The 17376-nt window shown below is 39.0% G+C and carries 13 protein-coding genes; 5 read left to right on the top strand and 8 right to left on the bottom strand.

Going from position 1 to position 17376, the window contains the following annotated elements:
• Positions 1 to 6: 6 nt before the first annotated feature.
• The 3 genes from FDK13_RS04170 to FDK13_RS04160 all read right to left on the bottom strand — a co-directional run bounded on the left by FDK13_RS04170 (position 7) and on the right by FDK13_RS04160 (position 5580).
• The gene (locus tag FDK13_RS04170) at positions 7 to 3546 is read right to left on the bottom strand and encodes a TonB-dependent receptor (RefSeq protein ID WP_229215896.1); all 3540 of its coding nucleotides are present in this window, start codon (positions 3544 to 3546) and stop codon (positions 7 to 9) included.
• A gap of 214 nt (positions 3547 to 3760) precedes the next feature.
• Positions 3761 to 4879, bottom strand: a complete 1119-nt coding sequence (locus tag FDK13_RS04165) for a FecR family protein (protein WP_137338734.1) — start codon at positions 4877 to 4879, stop codon at positions 3761 to 3763.
• 95 nt (positions 4880 to 4974) lie between these two features.
• Positions 4975 to 5580 (bottom strand): RNA polymerase sigma factor, encoded by a 606-nt coding sequence (locus FDK13_RS04160; protein ID WP_170982707.1) that lies wholly within the window; start codon positions 5578 to 5580, stop codon positions 4975 to 4977.
• Between the two features lie 243 nt (positions 5581 to 5823).
• Between FDK13_RS04160 and FDK13_RS04155 the strand changes: the two genes are divergently transcribed.
• The gene (locus FDK13_RS04155; protein ID WP_137338732.1) at positions 5824 to 6894 is read left to right on the top strand and encodes a glycoside hydrolase family 76 protein; all 1071 of its coding nucleotides are present in this window, start codon (positions 5824 to 5826) and stop codon (positions 6892 to 6894) included.
• A gap of 1 nt (position 6895) precedes the next feature.
• On the opposite strand, the gene FDK13_RS04150 is transcribed toward FDK13_RS04155, so the two are convergent.
• From FDK13_RS04150 to FDK13_RS04130, 5 genes are all read right to left on the bottom strand, one after another.
• Positions 6896 to 7663: a glycosyltransferase gene (locus tag FDK13_RS04150; protein ID WP_137338731.1), complete on the bottom strand. Its 768-nt coding sequence runs from the start codon at positions 7661 to 7663 to the stop codon at positions 6896 to 6898.
• 27 nt (positions 7664 to 7690) lie between these two features.
• Positions 7691 to 9040: an RNA-binding domain-containing protein gene (locus FDK13_RS04145; protein ID WP_170982706.1), complete on the bottom strand. Its 1350-nt coding sequence runs from the start codon at positions 9038 to 9040 to the stop codon at positions 7691 to 7693.
• A 26-nt stretch (positions 9041 to 9066) separates the two neighbouring features.
• Positions 9067 to 10338, bottom strand: coding sequence for a glycosyltransferase family 4 protein (locus tag FDK13_RS04140; RefSeq protein ID WP_137338729.1), 1272 nt, complete (start codon positions 10336 to 10338; stop codon positions 9067 to 9069).
• On the bottom strand, positions 10335 to 11078 hold the full coding sequence (locus FDK13_RS04135) for a class I SAM-dependent methyltransferase (protein ID WP_137338728.1): 744 nt from the start codon (positions 11076 to 11078) through the stop codon (positions 10335 to 10337). Before FDK13_RS04135 ends, FDK13_RS04140 begins: the two co-directional genes overlap by 4 nt.
• Positions 11079 to 11235: 157 nt before the next feature.
• Positions 11236 to 11733 (bottom strand): ORF6N domain-containing protein, encoded by a 498-nt coding sequence (locus FDK13_RS04130; RefSeq protein WP_137338727.1) that lies wholly within the window; start codon positions 11731 to 11733, stop codon positions 11236 to 11238.
• A gap of 344 nt (positions 11734 to 12077) precedes the next feature.
• Here FDK13_RS04130 and FDK13_RS04125 point away from each other — a divergent pair, with 344 nt between their 5' ends.
• The 4 genes from FDK13_RS04125 to FDK13_RS04110 all read left to right on the top strand — a co-directional run bounded on the left by FDK13_RS04125 (position 12078) and on the right by FDK13_RS04110 (position 17376).
• Complete coding sequence (locus FDK13_RS04125) at positions 12078 to 13346, top strand: nucleotide sugar dehydrogenase (RefSeq protein ID WP_137338726.1); 1269 nt, start codon at positions 12078 to 12080, stop codon at positions 13344 to 13346.
• Between the two features lie 240 nt (positions 13347 to 13586).
• A complete protein-coding gene (locus tag FDK13_RS04120) occupies positions 13587 to 14738 on the top strand; it encodes a glycosyltransferase (RefSeq protein ID WP_170982705.1) in 1152 nt (383 codons plus the stop codon).
• Between the two features lie 28 nt (positions 14739 to 14766).
• Entirely contained in the window at positions 14767 to 15867 is a 1101-nt protein-coding gene (wecB, locus tag FDK13_RS04115; protein ID WP_137338724.1) for a non-hydrolyzing UDP-N-acetylglucosamine 2-epimerase, read from the top strand.
• A gap of 9 nt (positions 15868 to 15876) precedes the next feature.
• Complete coding sequence (locus FDK13_RS04110) at positions 15877 to 17376, top strand: lipopolysaccharide biosynthesis protein (protein WP_229215895.1); 1500 nt, start codon at positions 15877 to 15879, stop codon at positions 17374 to 17376.

Here is a 17376-nt window from a genome sequence, read left to right as displayed (position 1 = left end):
TTTTTGTTAAAATCCAAAGTTGATACCAACCTGATACATTTTAGATCTTGGATAGTTTCCCTGATCCACACCCAATACAGTAGTGCCCGGTGTTGAACCTACCGAGGTTACCTCAGGATCAATTCCGGTATATTTTGTAATGGTGAACAGATTTTGTCCCTGCACATAAATTCTCGCACTTGTCAGTTTCAATTTTGACAATGCTTTTGTAGGCAATGTATAGCCGATAGTCAGGTTTTTCATTCGGAAATAAGAACCATCTTCAACAAAATAGCTCGATGGCTGCTGACTTCTGCTGTCGTTGGCATCAAGAATTGGTAACGAGGCGTTCGGGTTTTCAGGTGTCCAGGAATCATTTAGCATGTGAAGACTTCTGTTACCGGCCTGGTTGTTGAAATCAGTCCAGCGTTTCACCATGTTGATAATTTTATTTCCCTTAACACCCTGGAAGAAAGCAGAAAGATCAAATCCTTTGTAACCTAAATTCAGGTTGATACCATAAGTAAAGTCAGGATGTGGATTTCCAAGGAATTTTCTGTCAGCATCTGTAATTACGCCATCTCCGTTTGTATCATGGTATTTATACTTTCCAATAGCGGCATAACCCGGATAAGTTGGTCCGGCATCAACTTCTGATTGATTCTGATAAATTCCGTCGATCTGCAAACCGTAAAAAGAATACAAAGGCATTCCTGCAACCGAACGTGTCCAGGTATAACTACGGATTGTTGGTCCAAGAAGAACAGCAGTCGCACTATTATTCAGTTTCACAACATTGTTTTTGTAAGCTGAAATATTGGCGCCAATCGAATAGGTAAGTTGACCATCCAACGCTTTGTTATTAAAGTCAAGAGCAAGGTCAACGCCTTTGTTATTCATTTCACCAACATTTACAAAAGGAATTGTAGCAACACCTTGCGTAGCCGGCAAACTTACCTGATACAACATATCAGAAGTTGTACGGTTGTACAAATCAAGATTAAGACCAAACATTCCTTTCAGGAAAGTTGCATCAAGTCCGACGTTCGTCTGTGTTGTAGTTTCCCATTTTGCATTCTGATTTCCAAAAGCCTGCGTATCAAAACCCGCCTGAACAGAACTGTTTGAGCCATCGATTGCGTAAGACGACTGGTTAAGCGTAGAACGATAGGTACTGAAACCGTTGTAATTTCCGATTTCCTGGTTTCCCGTTTGCCCCCAGCCAGCTCTCAGTTTCAAGTCATCTATCCATGTGGCGGTTTTCATGAATGACTCTTCAGATAAACGCCACCCTGCACTGAACGCAGGAAATGTTCCGTAACGGTTGTTGGCTCCGAAACGGGAAGAACCGTCACGTCTTACTGTCGCTTCGAGTAAGTAACGATCTTTCAAAGCATAGTTTACTTTTCCAAAAATTGAAAAAAGTGACCACTTGTAACCCGCACCAGTGTTATTAATACCCGCAGAACCAGCACTTAAATACATATACTGAGGATCCTCAGAATAAAACGCAGTACGCGTTGCAGAAAAATCTTTTCCTGTTCCCTTAATTGCTTCAGTTCCTGCCAAAACATTTAATTTATGGCTCGTCCCAAAAGTTTTAGTGTAATTAAGCGTATTAGACCAGGTCCAGTTAACGTCGTAAGCATACGCATTTGTCAAAGAGTTATTTGATTCAATTTCCGCTTCTTCCAAATCCAGCAAAGTATAAGAAGTTCTGTTGGCATTCGTAAAATCAACACCGATGCTTGATTTTGCTACAAGATCCTTCAAAACGTCGACCTCAACATAAGCATTTCCAAAAGTTCTGAATGTGTTAACTGCATTGTCTTTTGTACGATACAATTGTGCAACCGGATTTGTAGCAGGTCCAAGGCCAGCAGCACGGGTAGCTGCAAAATGACCCATGATATCATAAACCGGAATGATAGAAGGAATACGGAATCCATTTCCGATCGGGTTTCCATCCTGATTGTTGCTTGAACTTGCAGTACCGTTATTACTGTAATAACCTTTATTTTCGGTATAACTTACTTCCAGATTTTCTCCAAAACGGATTTTCTTTTTGAACAGGAATTCAGTGTTTGAACGTAAAGAATATCTGTTGAAAGACGTGTTTTTCAAAATACCATCCTGTTTGAAATAATTCAGGGAAAGTGCATATCTGCCCGTTTCACTGCCGCCGGTAGCGCCAACGTTATATTCCTGAATGGCAGCATTTCTCAGGATTTCCTTTTCCCAGTCGGTACCTTGTTTATTTGCTTTTACAATCTGGTAAAAACCTGTGCGGTTATAGTTGTAAAGTGATGGATTCGTAGCAGGATTTCCCTCAGATAAACCGTACTGAGCACCAGCAAGAATATAATCCGGAACGACTGCATTAACACCATTACCATATTGCGGATGTGAAGGATTTCCGTTTGTAAGCACACCGGCATTTTTGCGCTGTGTCCACAAAAGATCTCCAAATTGCTGCGGATCAATGATCATATCCAGATTTACTTTTCCGGTTTGTACGCCAAAACGACTGTTAAAAGTAAACTGAGGCGCGCCCGATTTTCCTTTTTTAGTTGTAATAATGATTACCCCGTTTGCAGCACGTGAGCCGTAGATCGAAGCCGAAGAAGCATCTTTCAAAACCTGCATTGATTCAATATTATTAGGGTTGATGCTATTCAATCCACCTTTTGTAGGAACTCCGTCAATTACATATAAGGGATCATTGTTGTTAACAGTACCGAATCCACGGATACGAACGGTAGCCTCACCACCAGGAGAATTATTGGAAGTTACCGTTACACCCGCAACGCGTCCTTGTAATTGCTGTGCAACGTTAGGCGCGGAAACTTTGGTTAATTCCTTAGTATCAACCGTTGAAACTGCACCGGTAATATCTCTTTTTGATTGAGAAGAATAACCTGTAACAACAACTTCGCTTAATGATTTTACATCGGATTGAAGTGTAATCTCAATCATCGATTTATTGGCAATATTAATTTCCTGCGTTAAAAAACCGATCGAGGAAACCACCAAAGTCGTGCTGCCATCCGGTAATTCCAACGAAAAACTTCCTTCGCCATCCGTAGTTGTTCCTACACTTGAACTTCCTTTAAGCACCACCGTTGCACCAGGAACGGTGGCTCCCGTAGCATCAATAACCTTTCCTTTGATAGGGAAAAGTGCCGGTTTTATTGTTTGGATCGATGTTCCCATACCTTCTATTAAAGGTGTGGCAGTTTTCGCACCGGGAATTCGTTTCAATAAAATCTGCTTGCCCGAAACTTCGTAAGTTACTTTAAGCGGCGTAAGGAAATTTTCAAGAATCGCTTCCAGTTTTTCGTCCTTCACATTCAGATTTACTTTACGTTCCGACTGGATCAATTCAGGACTGTACATGAAATTCACACCTGACAATTTGCCCAGTTTTTCCAGAGCCACGCCAATTTTCTGTTCTTTCAGATTAATCGTTAACCGGCGGTTAAGAACTTCCTGAGCGTTGCTGTCTATCGCAAAAGACATGCCCGAAAATTGTATCACTATAAACAATTGTATGAGGCTGATTCTCATAATTTTAAAAAGGCATTGGGGCCATTGTAAGGTTTTTTTCATACTTTTGAATGTTTTGATGGTTGTTAAAAAATCAGCAAAATAATTCCCTTGTCCCTTTTCAGGGGACGTTCATCTTAGTGCCAACATAGGTGGGGATTTTTACGGGTGAATGATGTTGCCACATCGTTCACCTTTTTTGTTTTTTTCAAATAGTTACGGGTTAGGATTTAAATTAATATTGACAAGAATTTCCGGTAATACTTACTTTATTTTCACTGATCTGATAATTTGCTTCAAGAATTGCACAAATCCATTTCAACTTATTATCCAGTGGCTCGTCGCCCAATGTCGCTGTAATGCTGCAACGGGACATTATTTGTTCGTTATAATCAATGTCAATTCCATAAGCTTTTTCAAGTGAAGCAAAAACTTCTGAAACCGGTGTTGCATTGTAGGTGAACTTTTGGTTTTCAATCGGGATCTTCAAAAGCATCGAACCGGTTATCGTTGACCTTACCAGCCTTGAAATGTGGCGCTCAAATGTAGCCTGCTGATTGCAGGTCAGTAAAAGAGCAGATAACTTTTTGCCTGATTCATATTCCCTTGCGTGCTGATCAGTTTTGGTAAAAACAGAAACTTTTCCGGTTTTTACAGCAACCAGGACATTTTTACCATTTTCGTCGGCCTTGATGCTGAAACTGGTCCCTAAAACTTTTGTAACCAGTTCATTGGCATACACAAAGAAGGGGATTTCAGGATCTTTTGTTACTTCGAAAAATGCTTCTCCGGAAAGCACGACAACCCGTTTTATCTGACCAAAATTTTTATTGTAACTGATACGGCTGTTTTTTCGGAGTACTACTGAGCTTCCATCAGGAAGCTGTACATACTTTACCTCTTTATTTTCGTTGGCAATTTCAATAATAACTTCCTCTTTTTGATTAAAAGAAAGTTGTTGCTGATTCTCTGTAAAAATGGTTCGGTTTGGATATTTTATATAAATAAAAAGTCCGGCTGCAAGGAGTACAAAAATGGATGCCGCCATTGCTCTGCTATGTTTCAGCCAGCTAAATTCGCTTTTCGAAATTCTTGCAGCATTTTCCCTTCTTTTTGCAATTTCAAGGGACTGGCTGACTTTGTATGCTATGTGTTCGTCTGTAATACGGAGGGTTTCATCGGTGAACGACAACAAGCTAAATCTTGCCTGTTCCAATGCTTCTTTGCGGGTAATATCACCAGAAGACCAGTTTTTCCAATATTGATCAAGCTCAGAACTATCTTCAAGCACCCAGGCTATGAAAACCGGATTTTTAATCAAATCCTGAAAAAGTGCATTGCGCCTGTGATTCATAAACAACAATATAATTCGACCTGTATATTGTTATTATCTTTTTAATCTGTCCGGATACTCACTTGCCAAACTTAATTTTTAATATTCTTGAAAAATTATAATATTATTTCGAAAAATGAATAAAATATAAAAGAAAAAGATGGGCTGATTGGCCAGATATTGCGGAGGGTAGTGAGAGCTCGTTGTAAGATATTACTTACGGATTGCGGTTTTATTGAAAGCAACATACCTATCTCTTCTGATTTCAATCCCTGAAAGAACCGGAGATAAACCACTTCCCGTTGACGGGATGGGAGCTGGGTCATCATTTCTTTTACCTGGTTTTTGAGATTTAATTCATTTTCATTTTGGATAAATACTTCCTCAGACGAGAATTCGGAAGAAATATCTTCAAACTGTCCGGTCAATTCCAATTCTCCTGAAAAAGGTTTTAAGGTTTTGATAATTCTGTGGCGGAAGGATTTCAGTAAATAGAATTTAACAGAGGGGGTGTCATTCAGATTTTGACGATTCAGCCATAGATGGATCAGTAAATCCTGCAAGGCGTCTTCAGCAATTTGAACGTTCGGTGTAAATCTTAAACCGTAATGAAGTAATGTGCGGTAATAACGAGTGGCGAGCTCAGTATAAGCTGCCTCGTTCCCGTTCCGGAAATTGTCCCAGAGTATTGAATCATCGGTATGTTTGGAGATCTGAGTCAATAGTAATTCTGTTGAAAATAGACATCGTAGAATCAAAAATAGGTAATGGAGCTATTATATGAAATAGTATTTTGAATGTTATTAGAATATCAAAATTTAATTATGTTATTCTGCAAGTTTATTCTGTTTCTTTACACAATTGTGATAAAATTAGATGACAGGATATAAAATTTGTGGCAAAAGAGTATAACAATCGTAGACTGTAACTTTGTTAATTCAGTTCCTAACTTAACGATATTCTCAATGATCCGGGTTATCTTATTTCTATTCCTTTTTATCCTTTGTTTCTCAGTAACAGCGAATGCGCAACCTGCTGAGACTGACTATAAATCCCGTGTAAATGCTTTAAGCAAATCTATAAATTCTGTTTTTTACGAATCTGAAACGGGATTGTATAAGGAGACAAACGGGAAAAATAACAAACCGCATTCCTATCTGTGGCCGCTGTGCGCCCTTGTTCAGGCCACAAATGAAGCTGAACAAACAGAGCCGGGAAAGGAATTTATGAAGCCGGTTTTGGCAGCCATCGCTCAATATCATAATACAAATCCGCCAGCGCCGGGTTATCAGGCGTATGTGACGAAAGAAGAAAAAGATTCCCGTTTTTATGATGATAACCAATGGATAGCGATTGCCTGTCTGGATGCATATAACCGGACAAAAAAGAAATCTTATCTGGATATTGCCGAGGAAATATACCGGTTTCAAATGACAGGTTATGACGAAAAATCGGGTGGGGGATTGTACTGGAAGGAAGATGAAAAGAACACGAAAAATACGTGCTCAAATGGCCCTGGAATTCTGGTGGCTTTGCAATTATACAAGATTACCAAAAAGAAAGAATACCTGACAGCGGCGATCAAATTGTACGATTGGACAAATAGAAACCTGCGTTCAGCCGACGGCATATTTTACGACGCGATCAAGATTCCAAGTTTGAAAATCGATTCGGCAAAGTATACTTATAATACCGGGACGATGCTTCAATCCAACGTTTTGTTGTACACGATTACAAAAGAGAAAAAGTATCTTGATGAAGCTGAACTGATCGCGGGATCGGCGGAAAAGTATTTTTATAAAAATAAGAAATTGCCAGGTAATTATTGGTTTAACGTTGTATTGTTGAGAGGATATGAAGAGCTTTATAAAGTCAATAAAAACAAAAAACAATGGCAGTTTTTTGTTGATGATGCTGAGCGTATCTGGAAAAATGAAAGAGACGAAAAGGGTTTAATTGGAATAAAAGAGGCTAAAACCCTGATCGATCAATCGGCGATGATGGAAATGTATGCAAGGTTGGATAGGTTGAAATAGTCTACCAGTATTTCCCGTTTTTTCTAGCAAACCAGAATCCCCGCCAAAAAATTAATCCGTGATTCCAAAGTGAAGGAATTAATCCAAAATGCTTTTTCAAAACGTTATAACGATCTAACAAGGAACGTCGGTGATTTTGTATCGACAGTCCGCCCATTAAATAACGACAAAGAACAAACTCTAAATACTGAGTTTTTTTTGAATTTTTCAGACAGGAAATTTCCCAGTCAATATCAGCACTGAGATTTGTATAATCGTAAGCCGGAGCAATTTCCTTTTTTGCAATAAAAGATTGATGGCAAACTTTCATTCCCAGTGCGAAATCTTTCCAGGTTAAATCTTTTGGTAAATCGTGTGGAGTAAATTTACTTCTTAATCCAACTTCGCTGCCATCCTCACGAACTAATAAAGCGTCGCTATAATAAACATCGGCATCACCTTTAAAAGTGGAAATTAACTGACTTAAAATGTTCTCATCCTGAACTTCATCACCTGCGTTCAAAAACCATAAATATTTTCCGGTAGCTAGATTTAAACCTTTATTCATCGCATCATAAAGTCCGCGGTCTGGTTCAGAAACTACTTTTGAGATGAAATCGAATTGACTGGCAATGGTTAATGTCTGATCTTTTGATCCGCCATCAATGATAAGATATTCAACAGCTGTTTTATCTGCCAGTTTTGCCAATGACTTTTCAGCACTTTTCAGCGTTCGGGGCAGATAACGTTCTGCGTTGTAAGTGATGGTGACAATTGTTAATAAAGGCATTTGTTTCAATTTTTGAATGAATCAGAATCATTCTTTTATTATTTCCCAATGGCCACCTTTATCAGGCCCGATCCGATTAATTATTTTTTGATCTTTTAACTTTTGTATTTGCCATTCAATACCTCGTCTGCTTAATCCGGTAATTTGTTGAATCGCTTTGGTTGTAATGCGAGAATCGGATTTGATCAGATTTAGAATCATTTCATCGGTTTTCTCCACAGTTTTCTCCACAGTTTTCTCCACAGTTTCCTCCACAGTTTTCAGCACAGTTTTGTGCACAGTTTGTGTAGAAACAATAACTCTGAACCCGTGCTGAAAATTTTCAAAAACAGGCGCTTCCAAACCGTAATTCAGAAAGGCATTTTGAATTCTTTTGATACCGGAACCATATTTTTCAATAACACCTGCTTCTTTGAAAATCGAAGATACCTTTTTATTTCTTGCCTGTGAGGTGTAATCACCGCTAAGTAATTGTTCAATGGAAATCGATTGTGGTAATGAACCTGGATTGAAAAATTCGATATAGTTATCAAAAACTTTTACAGACGAATCACCATAATGCATGTAGTCGCGGTGAACGATCATGTTAACAATAATCTCACGAATAGCATTCAAAGGATATTCCCAGCGCTCTTCCCGCTGAGGATTTCCGGTAATAATATATTCTTTATTAATGTGCTTTTTGATGAATGTTAGTATATCTTCAACCTGAGCAAACAAATCACTCCGGAGCGTTAAGCCGTCTTTTATTAAGGTTGCAGCAGAAAATCTTCCAAGTTCAATCGTTGCCAAAAAAACATCATTTTTCGCAAATAATAAATGACAGGCGTTGACTATTTTTGACTCTTTGATCAATTCAAATTTGTACAAAACCGTTAACGGATCATCCTGCAATGGACTTTCTTTAAGTTTGTTGGATTTTTCTATAAACGAACTTACTTTTTCCAGCGAAATATCGTCCAGTTTGTAATCATTCGTTGCATAACTGTCCCAACTCGTGTTGAAAGTTTTAAGATGCATATCCGAAATCTCTCTCAAATTTAATTGATGATTTGAGTTTTGGACGCGTTTGAAATAACGTCCGCGAAAGGCTACTGGTTTGATTGGGAATTCTTTAATCGAAAGCGAAATAATTTCTTTTCCCCCGACTTCAATTAATTCAGAATCCGGAATAACGGATGGCTGCGTTTTATGTTTGATTTCGTTAAGCCATTGTTGAACAGTTTCTTCCCGGACTACGAAATTTTTGACGAGTTCTCCATCGTCGTTCAGACCAATAAAAATCTGTCCGCCTTTGGTATTGGCAAAGGCAACCAGCGTTTCAATTACAGCATCACTGAAACTGCTTTTGTATTCGGTATTTGAGTTTTCTGACATAGGCGGAAAATATGTAAACTGCCTCGTCATTTATTTTTCAACAATGATTTGTACAGTGTTTCGTATTGAGACGCGACAATATTTTCCGCGTAACTTCCCAATACTTTTTCCCGTGCTTTTTGAGAAATTTCTCCGTCCTTGTTATTTTCCAAAACCCACTGAATTCCGGTTGCCAGCGACTCAACGGATTTGTAATCTGAAAGATATCCATTTTGCTGATGATCAATCATTTCGGGTATACCGCCTATGCTAAATCCAACGGCCGGCGTTCCGCAAGCAAAGGATTCCATGATGGTGTTGGGTAAATTTTCTTCCAAAGAAGGTGTGACAAAAACGGATGCTGTGTTATAAGCTAATACGATCTGTTTTACATCGGACAAATGTCCAAGTTTATGTGTCTTAAATGGTAGTTGGTTTAACACTTCGTCTTCCGCCTGACCGAAAACAAGAAGCTCGATATTTTGCGATAGTTCAGGATGTTTGTCTTTTAGCAAATTTAACGCTTCCTGAAAATATGAAAATCCTTTCATCAGCGCATTGATACGCATGGCTGCGAAAAGAATCAAGTGTTTGTCAGTTGGTAAATTTAATTGCCGTCTCGCTTCTGCTTTTGAGATCGGCGAAAATACAGTTATGTCAATTGGATTTGGGATTGATTCAATTTTAAATCCATTAAGTAAACTACTGTTTCGGGCTCTTTTTGATAACCATTGACTGCATCCCACTGCGGTAAAATGATTGGGTTGATAGGCTGATTTTTTGGAAAACCAGTCTTTCCTGGAAATGTCATTTCCACCGGGATTTTTTAAAAACTTGCAGTTACCACATTCAATCTGGTAGTTTTCACACTCGCCGCTATGATGACAACCGCCGGTAAAAGGCCACATATCATGGAAAGTCCAGACGACAGGTTTTCCTAATGCCAATAATTTTTTGATTGAACCGGTTGATAAAAAACCAAAGTTAACCCAGTGTAAATGAATGATATCCGCATTTTTAACCAGTGGATGTTTGCTTATATCGACACCAACGATACCGCGATTAAACAAAAAACGAATTTCTTTTGATCGTTCATAGGATAAAAACAAAAGTCTTTCAGCGATAAATCTCGCCCAGACAAATTGTTTTTTTAATGAAGTATTGGCGATTGTGGTAACAGCCGGATTTTCCGTTTTTTTTTCCTGAACCAGTATATCGCCTTTGATGGACGAATGTTTTTCCAAAGCTTTTTGAAGCCGGGAGCAAGCTATGGCTGCGCCGCCGCTACTGTCGCTGGTATTGATAAAAACTACGTTCATGCACGGGCCGTTATGACGATGTAAGGTGATAACGTCTTTGTTTCAAACGGAAAAAATTTAGAAAAAACTTTAAGCGTAAACCAGGTCGATTTGCGGAAAGCCTGCACCCAGGCAGGCTGTTTATTTTCATTTTCCAGCCAAAGCATGAAACGGCCGGAATAATAAACTTCAATATCTTTCAGTCCGAGATTTTGGCAAATATTCCGCAGATAGACCAGATCCATACTTTCAATGTAATGCTTGTCGTAATTATCGCGGTCAAATGTCTTTTGAAACCAACCATTTAATCCCTGAAAGTTTGGCAGGGAGATAAAAAGTATCCCGTTTTCAGAAAGAAACTGGGTGTGTTTCTCAATAATCTCGGTTGTATTTTGAAAATGTTCGATCAATCCGTTTGACATCACAAGGTCATATTTGCCAACGGGAGTATAATTGAATAAATCCGCTTCAATCGTCCCAACCGAACCTTCGGTTATTTGATTCGCTTTTTCAAGGTCATGCAAAATCTTTGGATGAATGACGAAATCCAGCAGATCGGTTTTAATCTTTAAATTCTTAAACGCCCAAACGGAATAGTAACCGGGAAATCCACCGATTTCAAGCAGATTCTTTACTTGATTTGTCGTAACCAGTTTTTTTAAAAGAGATAAGAATGGATAATTATCAGTGATACTAAAAACCAGTCCGGTTTTACTTTCCCAATAATTCAACCAAAATTCTTTATCCGTCAGGCCATTCATATAGTTAAAAAACAGATTATGCTTATTCGAAACTTTGCAGAAAGATCAAAGTTACAATTTCAGAATTAAGATGTCTTTAAAAATATGCAGGTGGGGGAATTTAATTGGTATCTTCGTCCATCTTGAGGTCACAAACTGTGACCTCAAGATGGAACCGTTATTCGTGGCTATTTTTAAATCCTATTGCTTTTCGTTCTGGGTGTGGTGGATTTAGTAGAAAATTAAGGGCTTCGTAAATGTCTTTAAATTTAACCTGCATCTCATTTTCCAGACTTTCAATACGCTGTTTCAACTCCGTTGAATCAGAATAATATTGACGGATCATTACAAAGGCGCGCATAATGGTGATGTTTACTTGAAGTGCTTTTTGACTTTTTAAAACACTGGATAACATAGCCACTCCTTGTTCGGTAAAAGCAAAGGGTAGAAAGCGGAGACCTCCCCAACTTGAGATCACATTTTGTGATCTCAAGTTTTCTAATTCTGTTTTAGTTAACTCGAACATAAAGTCTTCGGGAAATCTATCAATATTCCTTCTAACAGCCTGTTTCAAAGATCTCGTTTCAACTTCATACATTTCTGCCAAATCAAAATCCAGCATAACTTTCTGTCCACGAAGCGTGAACACCTTGTTTTGTATAGCGATCAGTTCCATAAATTCAGTTTTTGAAATTGTATAGAATACTGAGAAATTGGTTTTAGGTCACAGCTATTCGACCATTCTCTAAGGTCACAATTTGTGACCTTAGAGAATGGTATTACGGTTTTGTGATTTCAAATATAAAACCATCGGAAAATCTACATCTATTGACGTTTTAGAATCTTGAAAATTGTATCCGAATCAGGCTTCTTGCCATTCTTTAAGATCACAATTTGTGATCTTAAAGAATCTCGGTTCTGCTCATAATTTCACAAACCCAAACACCACAGATTCTCCCAAAATTTTCTGATCATAATTAATATGGCTAGTTTTATGTCCTCGTTTTAAATTTTACCAAAATGTTGTCAGAAATTGCTGCAAGTAAAATTGCAATTATTGGTCTTGGTTATGTTGGTCTGCCGTTGGCGGTAGAGTTCAGCCGGAAATATTCAGTACTTGGTTTTGATATTAATAAAGAGCGCGTTGCTGAATTGAAGCGTGGCTACGACCGAACGCAGGAAATTTCTTCGGAGGATTTACAACGTGTTCAGGATCTGCAATTTTCGGATGAATTGTCAGCATTGGCGACCTGCAATATTTTTATCGTAACCGTTCCGACGCCAATTGATAACTATAAAAAACCGGATCTTGGCCCACTTTTGAAAGCGAGTGATACCGTTGGTAAAGTTTTGAAAAAAGGAGATATCGTTATTTATGAATCCACAGTTTATCCGGGTTGCACCGAGGAAGATTGTGTTCCTGTTCTTGAAAAAGTAAGCGGCTTAAAATTCAATGTTGATTTTTTCTGCGGATATTCTCCTGAGCGTATCAATCCGGGCGACAAAGTCAACACACTTACTAAAATCAAAAAAGTCACTTCGGGTTCTACACCTGAAATCGGAGAATTTGTCAATACTTTATACGGAACCATTATAACAGCCGGAACGCATTTGGCATCCAGTATTAAAGTTGCGGAGGCTTCAAAAGCGATAGAAAATGCTCAACGCGATGTGAATATTTCTTTCGTTAACGAATTGGCGTTGATCTTTGACCGGATGGGAATTGATACAACGGAAGTACTGGAAGCTGCCGGAACAAAATGGAATTTCCTGAAATATAAACCCGGTTTGGTTGGTGGACATTGCATTGGGGTGGATCCCTATTACCTGGCGTACAAAGCAGAATCACTTGGTTATTATCCACAAGTAATCCTTTCCGGTCGCCGTGTGAATGATATGATGGGTGTTTTTGTTGCTAACAAACTGGTCAAACTTCTGATCAAAAAAGGACATAAAATTGAAGGCAGCCGTGTTTTGATTTTGGGCATTACTTTCAAAGAAAACTGCCCGGATATTCGAAATACGCGGGTTGTTGATGTTTATAAGGAATTGAAAGATTTCGGCATGGAGGTTGATGTGTATGATTCCTGGGCTTCGGCGGAAGAGGTTAAACATGAATATGACATCGCCCTGGCAGATAAACCAAATGGAAAATATGAAGCCGTTGTGTTGGCTGTTGCACACGATACTTTCAAGGAGTTGAACCTGACAGATTTTACAAATACGAATTCAGTGCTTTTTGATTTGAAATCAACTTTGCCAAAAGATTCGGTCGATTCACGACTATAGAAAATACCTGCAGCCGGAATCAATTCAGAAATGATTCCGGTTTTTTTCTTCTTAAAGACTTTCAAATTTTCGCTTTCGGTATTATCTCAATTGCATTAAAGTAAGCGAAACATTTCTTCCCCTCTAAAAATTGTCTGCGAATGTGTACTTTTGCAGGAATTACCACAAGATTTTTGACGGATGCGAGTTTGTTTTGTTATGGCGGGGTTGCCGCATTATTTTGCCTTGATATTGAATAAAATGGTTTCCGACTACGGAATCGAAGTTATTCTCGTCAAACCTACCCAACAAAGCAAAGCTCTAGGTGCCGGCGTGAAGGAAGATAAATCAGCTGCAAACTTCCGGTTGGTGGAACTTCCCGAGTTTACAACCTGGTACGGAAAGTCTTTTTTCGAAAATCTTATCCCGACTTTGCAAGAAATAAAGCCGGACATTATTGTGATGTCATCCTGGCCATATTTTCTTCAACTGGTATTGAATCCTCCTTTTTATTTCAAACTGAAAAAAATTGGTGCAAAATTGATTTGCCGGGATATCCCATTTAATACTGCCTATTGGGGAAAAAGCCAGGAGTATTATTATTCGGGACAAAACATTACAGAAGATCTTGACGCGAATAAAAAGAACTGGAAAGGCGCACTTTATTTCCGGGCAATAACCTGGCTTCGAAAATTGTATCTTCCGTTGGCCGACGCGCATATCAATTATTATGATGAAGGCCGCGATATCATCGGAAGTTATGGCGTGCCCAAAGAAAAAATATTCATCGCCGCTAATTCTCCGGATACAGACGAATTACTGGCTGCGTTTGAGGAAGTTTTAAAATTACCGGACATTTTGCCAGCTAATCCGCACCGTGTTATTCATGTCGGGAGATTGGTGAAATGGAAGCGCGTGGATATGCTGATCCAGTCGGTAAAGGATTTGAAACGGTTTTTCCCGGATATTGAACTGGTCGTTGTGGGCTTTGGCCCTGAAGAGGAAAATCTAAAAAAGTTGGCTGAAAAGCTTGGTGTCAGTGACAATGTAAAGTTTGTCGGAGGTGTGTATGACGCGCTGACGCTGGGTAAATATCTGCATGTTTCGTCAATCTATTTACTGGGCGGAATGGGTGGATTATCTATCAATGATGCGATGTGTTTTGCCAAACCGGTCATTTGTTCGGTTGCGGATGGCACGGAAAGACGATTGGTGAGAGAAGGATACAATGGTTTTTATTTTGAAAACGGGAATCAGGAAAGTCTGAACCTGAAAATGAAAACATTGCTTCAAGATCCCGAAAAAATCAGCACCTTTGGTGCAAATTCATTGAGAATAATAAAAGAAGAAATCAATATACACAGTGTGCTGAAAGAATACATGGTTGCCTTCAATTATGTTCTGGCGCACTGATCTGTTTTAAATTCTGGTTGATTAAAAAATGAAAATCCTGAGTATTGTTGGTGCCCGTCCGAACTTCATGAAAGTGGCTCCGTTGCACCGCGCTTTTTTACAGCATCCTGAAATAGATTCTAAAATCATTCATACCGGACAGCATTACGATGCCCGTATGTCGGATGTGTTTTTTAATCAGCTGGAATTACCTAAGCCGGATTATTTCCTGGGTATCGGCGGCGGTTCGCATACGCAGCAGACAGCTAAGATCATGATCGAATTCGAGCAGGTTATGCTGGCTGAAAAACCGGATGTTGTGTTGGTGGTAGGGGATGTCAATTCAACAATTGCCTGCGCAATGGTAGCCGTGAAAGAACATATTCCAGTCGTTCACGTGGAAGCAGGTTTAAGAAGCGGAGACCGTGGAATGCCGGAAGAAATCAACCGGATTATGACGGATTGCATCGCTGACGATCTTTTTGTTACCGAACAAGCGGGTATTGATAATCTGAAAAGAGAAAGCATTCCGGACGAAAAAGTACATTTTGTCGGAAATGTGATGATCGATTCTTTGGTATATTATCGCCAGAAAGCTTCGATTTTAACGCTGCTGAAAGATCTTGGTTTAGAGCCAAAATCTTATGTGTTGATGACGATGCACCGTCCAAGCAATGTGGATTTTCAGGAAGGATTGGCTAATATTTTGAAAATCATCAAAGAAACTTCAAAAAATAAAACCGTACTTTTTCCCGTTCATCCAAGAACGCTGAAAAATATGGAAACCTGGGGATTGCTGGATGAATTGCAAGGTCTTGAAAATGTGATTTTGATGGAACCGCAGGGTTATCTTGAATTTTTACATTTGATGGAAAATTCTGCTTTGATCATCACCGATTCTGGTGGAATTCAGGAAGAAACAACGTATCTGCAAGTACCTTGCCTTACTTTCCGTGCAAGTACAGAGCGCCCGGTTACGGTAGAATTGGGAACCAACATTTTGTTAAGTGATCTGGATCCGGTTTCTGTTGCTGAAAAAGTGCAGGATATTTTGGCAGGAAGAGTGAAAGAAGGCGTTATTCCTCCTTTTTGGGATGGACATGCCGCTGAACGTATCGCTGAAATATTGATACAAAAATACGCTAACTAGACTTTCAGAGTGGGAATCGTTGTTCGTCAGAGTCTTAAAGCAGGTTTAGGATCTTACATTGGAGTAGGAATTGGTATCATCAACCAGATGTACGTTTCTACAAAATTTCTATCCGTAGAGCAGTTAGGACTTTCCCGTTTGCTGTTTGAAAACAGTTTGCTTTTTGCGGCTTTTGCACATTTAGGAACTCCTTTTATAGCGGATAAGTTTTTCAGTCTTTTCCGGAATGACGAGGAAGAACATCACGGAATTCTGGCGTTTCTCCTTTTTCTTCCATTCATTGGAGCTGTAATTTTTGGCATTATTTACCTCGTATTTACACCGGCGATTCATGCGTATTTCGCGGAAAAATCGCCGATGTTGTTGAAATATCATTTTCTGGTTATTCCCTTAACTACATTCTGGATTTACATTTCTGTTCTGGAAGCATATTGTCGGAATAATTCCAGAATTGCAGTTCCCAATTTTATCAGAGAAGTATACCTTAAATTAGCCAATGTCTTGCTGATACTGATGTTCGGCTTTGGTTGGTTGAGCTTTGAAGTAATGCTTTATCTGTACGTGGCTTCGTATGGTTTGGCAATCGTAATTTTGCTGGGTTATATCAAACAGCTTGGCAGATTATACTTCCGGCTCCCCGACAAAAAAATACTGACCCGCTCGTTGATTATACAAATGCTTGGTTATGGGGGTTTTACATTGCTCGGTGGAGTAGGCGTAAACCTGATGCTTTTTATTGATCGAACGATGGTGGCTGGTGAAAAAGGATTAGTCAGCGCCGGGATTTTTATTATAGCATCTTACATCGCAGGCGTTATCGAAATTCCGAAAAAAGCGATCGCGCAAATTTCAATTCCCTTACTGGCAGCTTCTTTGGTGAAAGGTGATTATGATCATGTTCGTACAATGAATCAAAAATCGGCATTGAATCAGCTTATTGCAGGTGGTGTGGTGTTTTTATTAATTTGGGCGAGCATTGATGATATTTTCTTTTTGATACCAAAGGGAAGTACTTATGGAGAAGGAAAATATGTTGTGCTTTTTCTGGCTTTGGTAAAAGTTTTTGACATTGCGACCGGTCTGAATACAGAAATCATCATGTATTCAAAGTTTTTCAAATTCGCTACATTATTTATTATTGCTTCAGCCGTTTTAGGGTTCTTTTTGAACCTATGGTTAATCCCGATTCACGGTTTTGTAGGTGCCGCAATCGCTACTGCTTTTACAACTTTGGTTTATTCCATCGCCAGAATGACTTTTGTTTGGTGGAAGTTTGGCGTTCTTCCCTTTACAAATAAAACTTTGCAGGTTGCAGTCATCCTTGGAATTTTGTATGCGTTAACGTTACTAACTCCTGATTACAACAGAACCATCTTTTCTGCGATGTTGATGACGGCCGTGCGATCTTCAATTATCATCATTTTCTTCATAGTGCTCGTGGTGAAATTCAGAATTTCAGAAGAAATAAATGAGTTGGTTACCGGTTTGCAGAAAAGATTTTTGAAATAG

The organism is Dyadobacter frigoris (assembly GCF_005280585.1).
GTDB classification, from domain to species: domain Bacteria; phylum Bacteroidota; class Bacteroidia; order Cytophagales; family Spirosomataceae; genus Dyadobacter; species Dyadobacter frigoris.
This window is presented reverse-complemented; position numbering and strand designations above follow the sequence as displayed.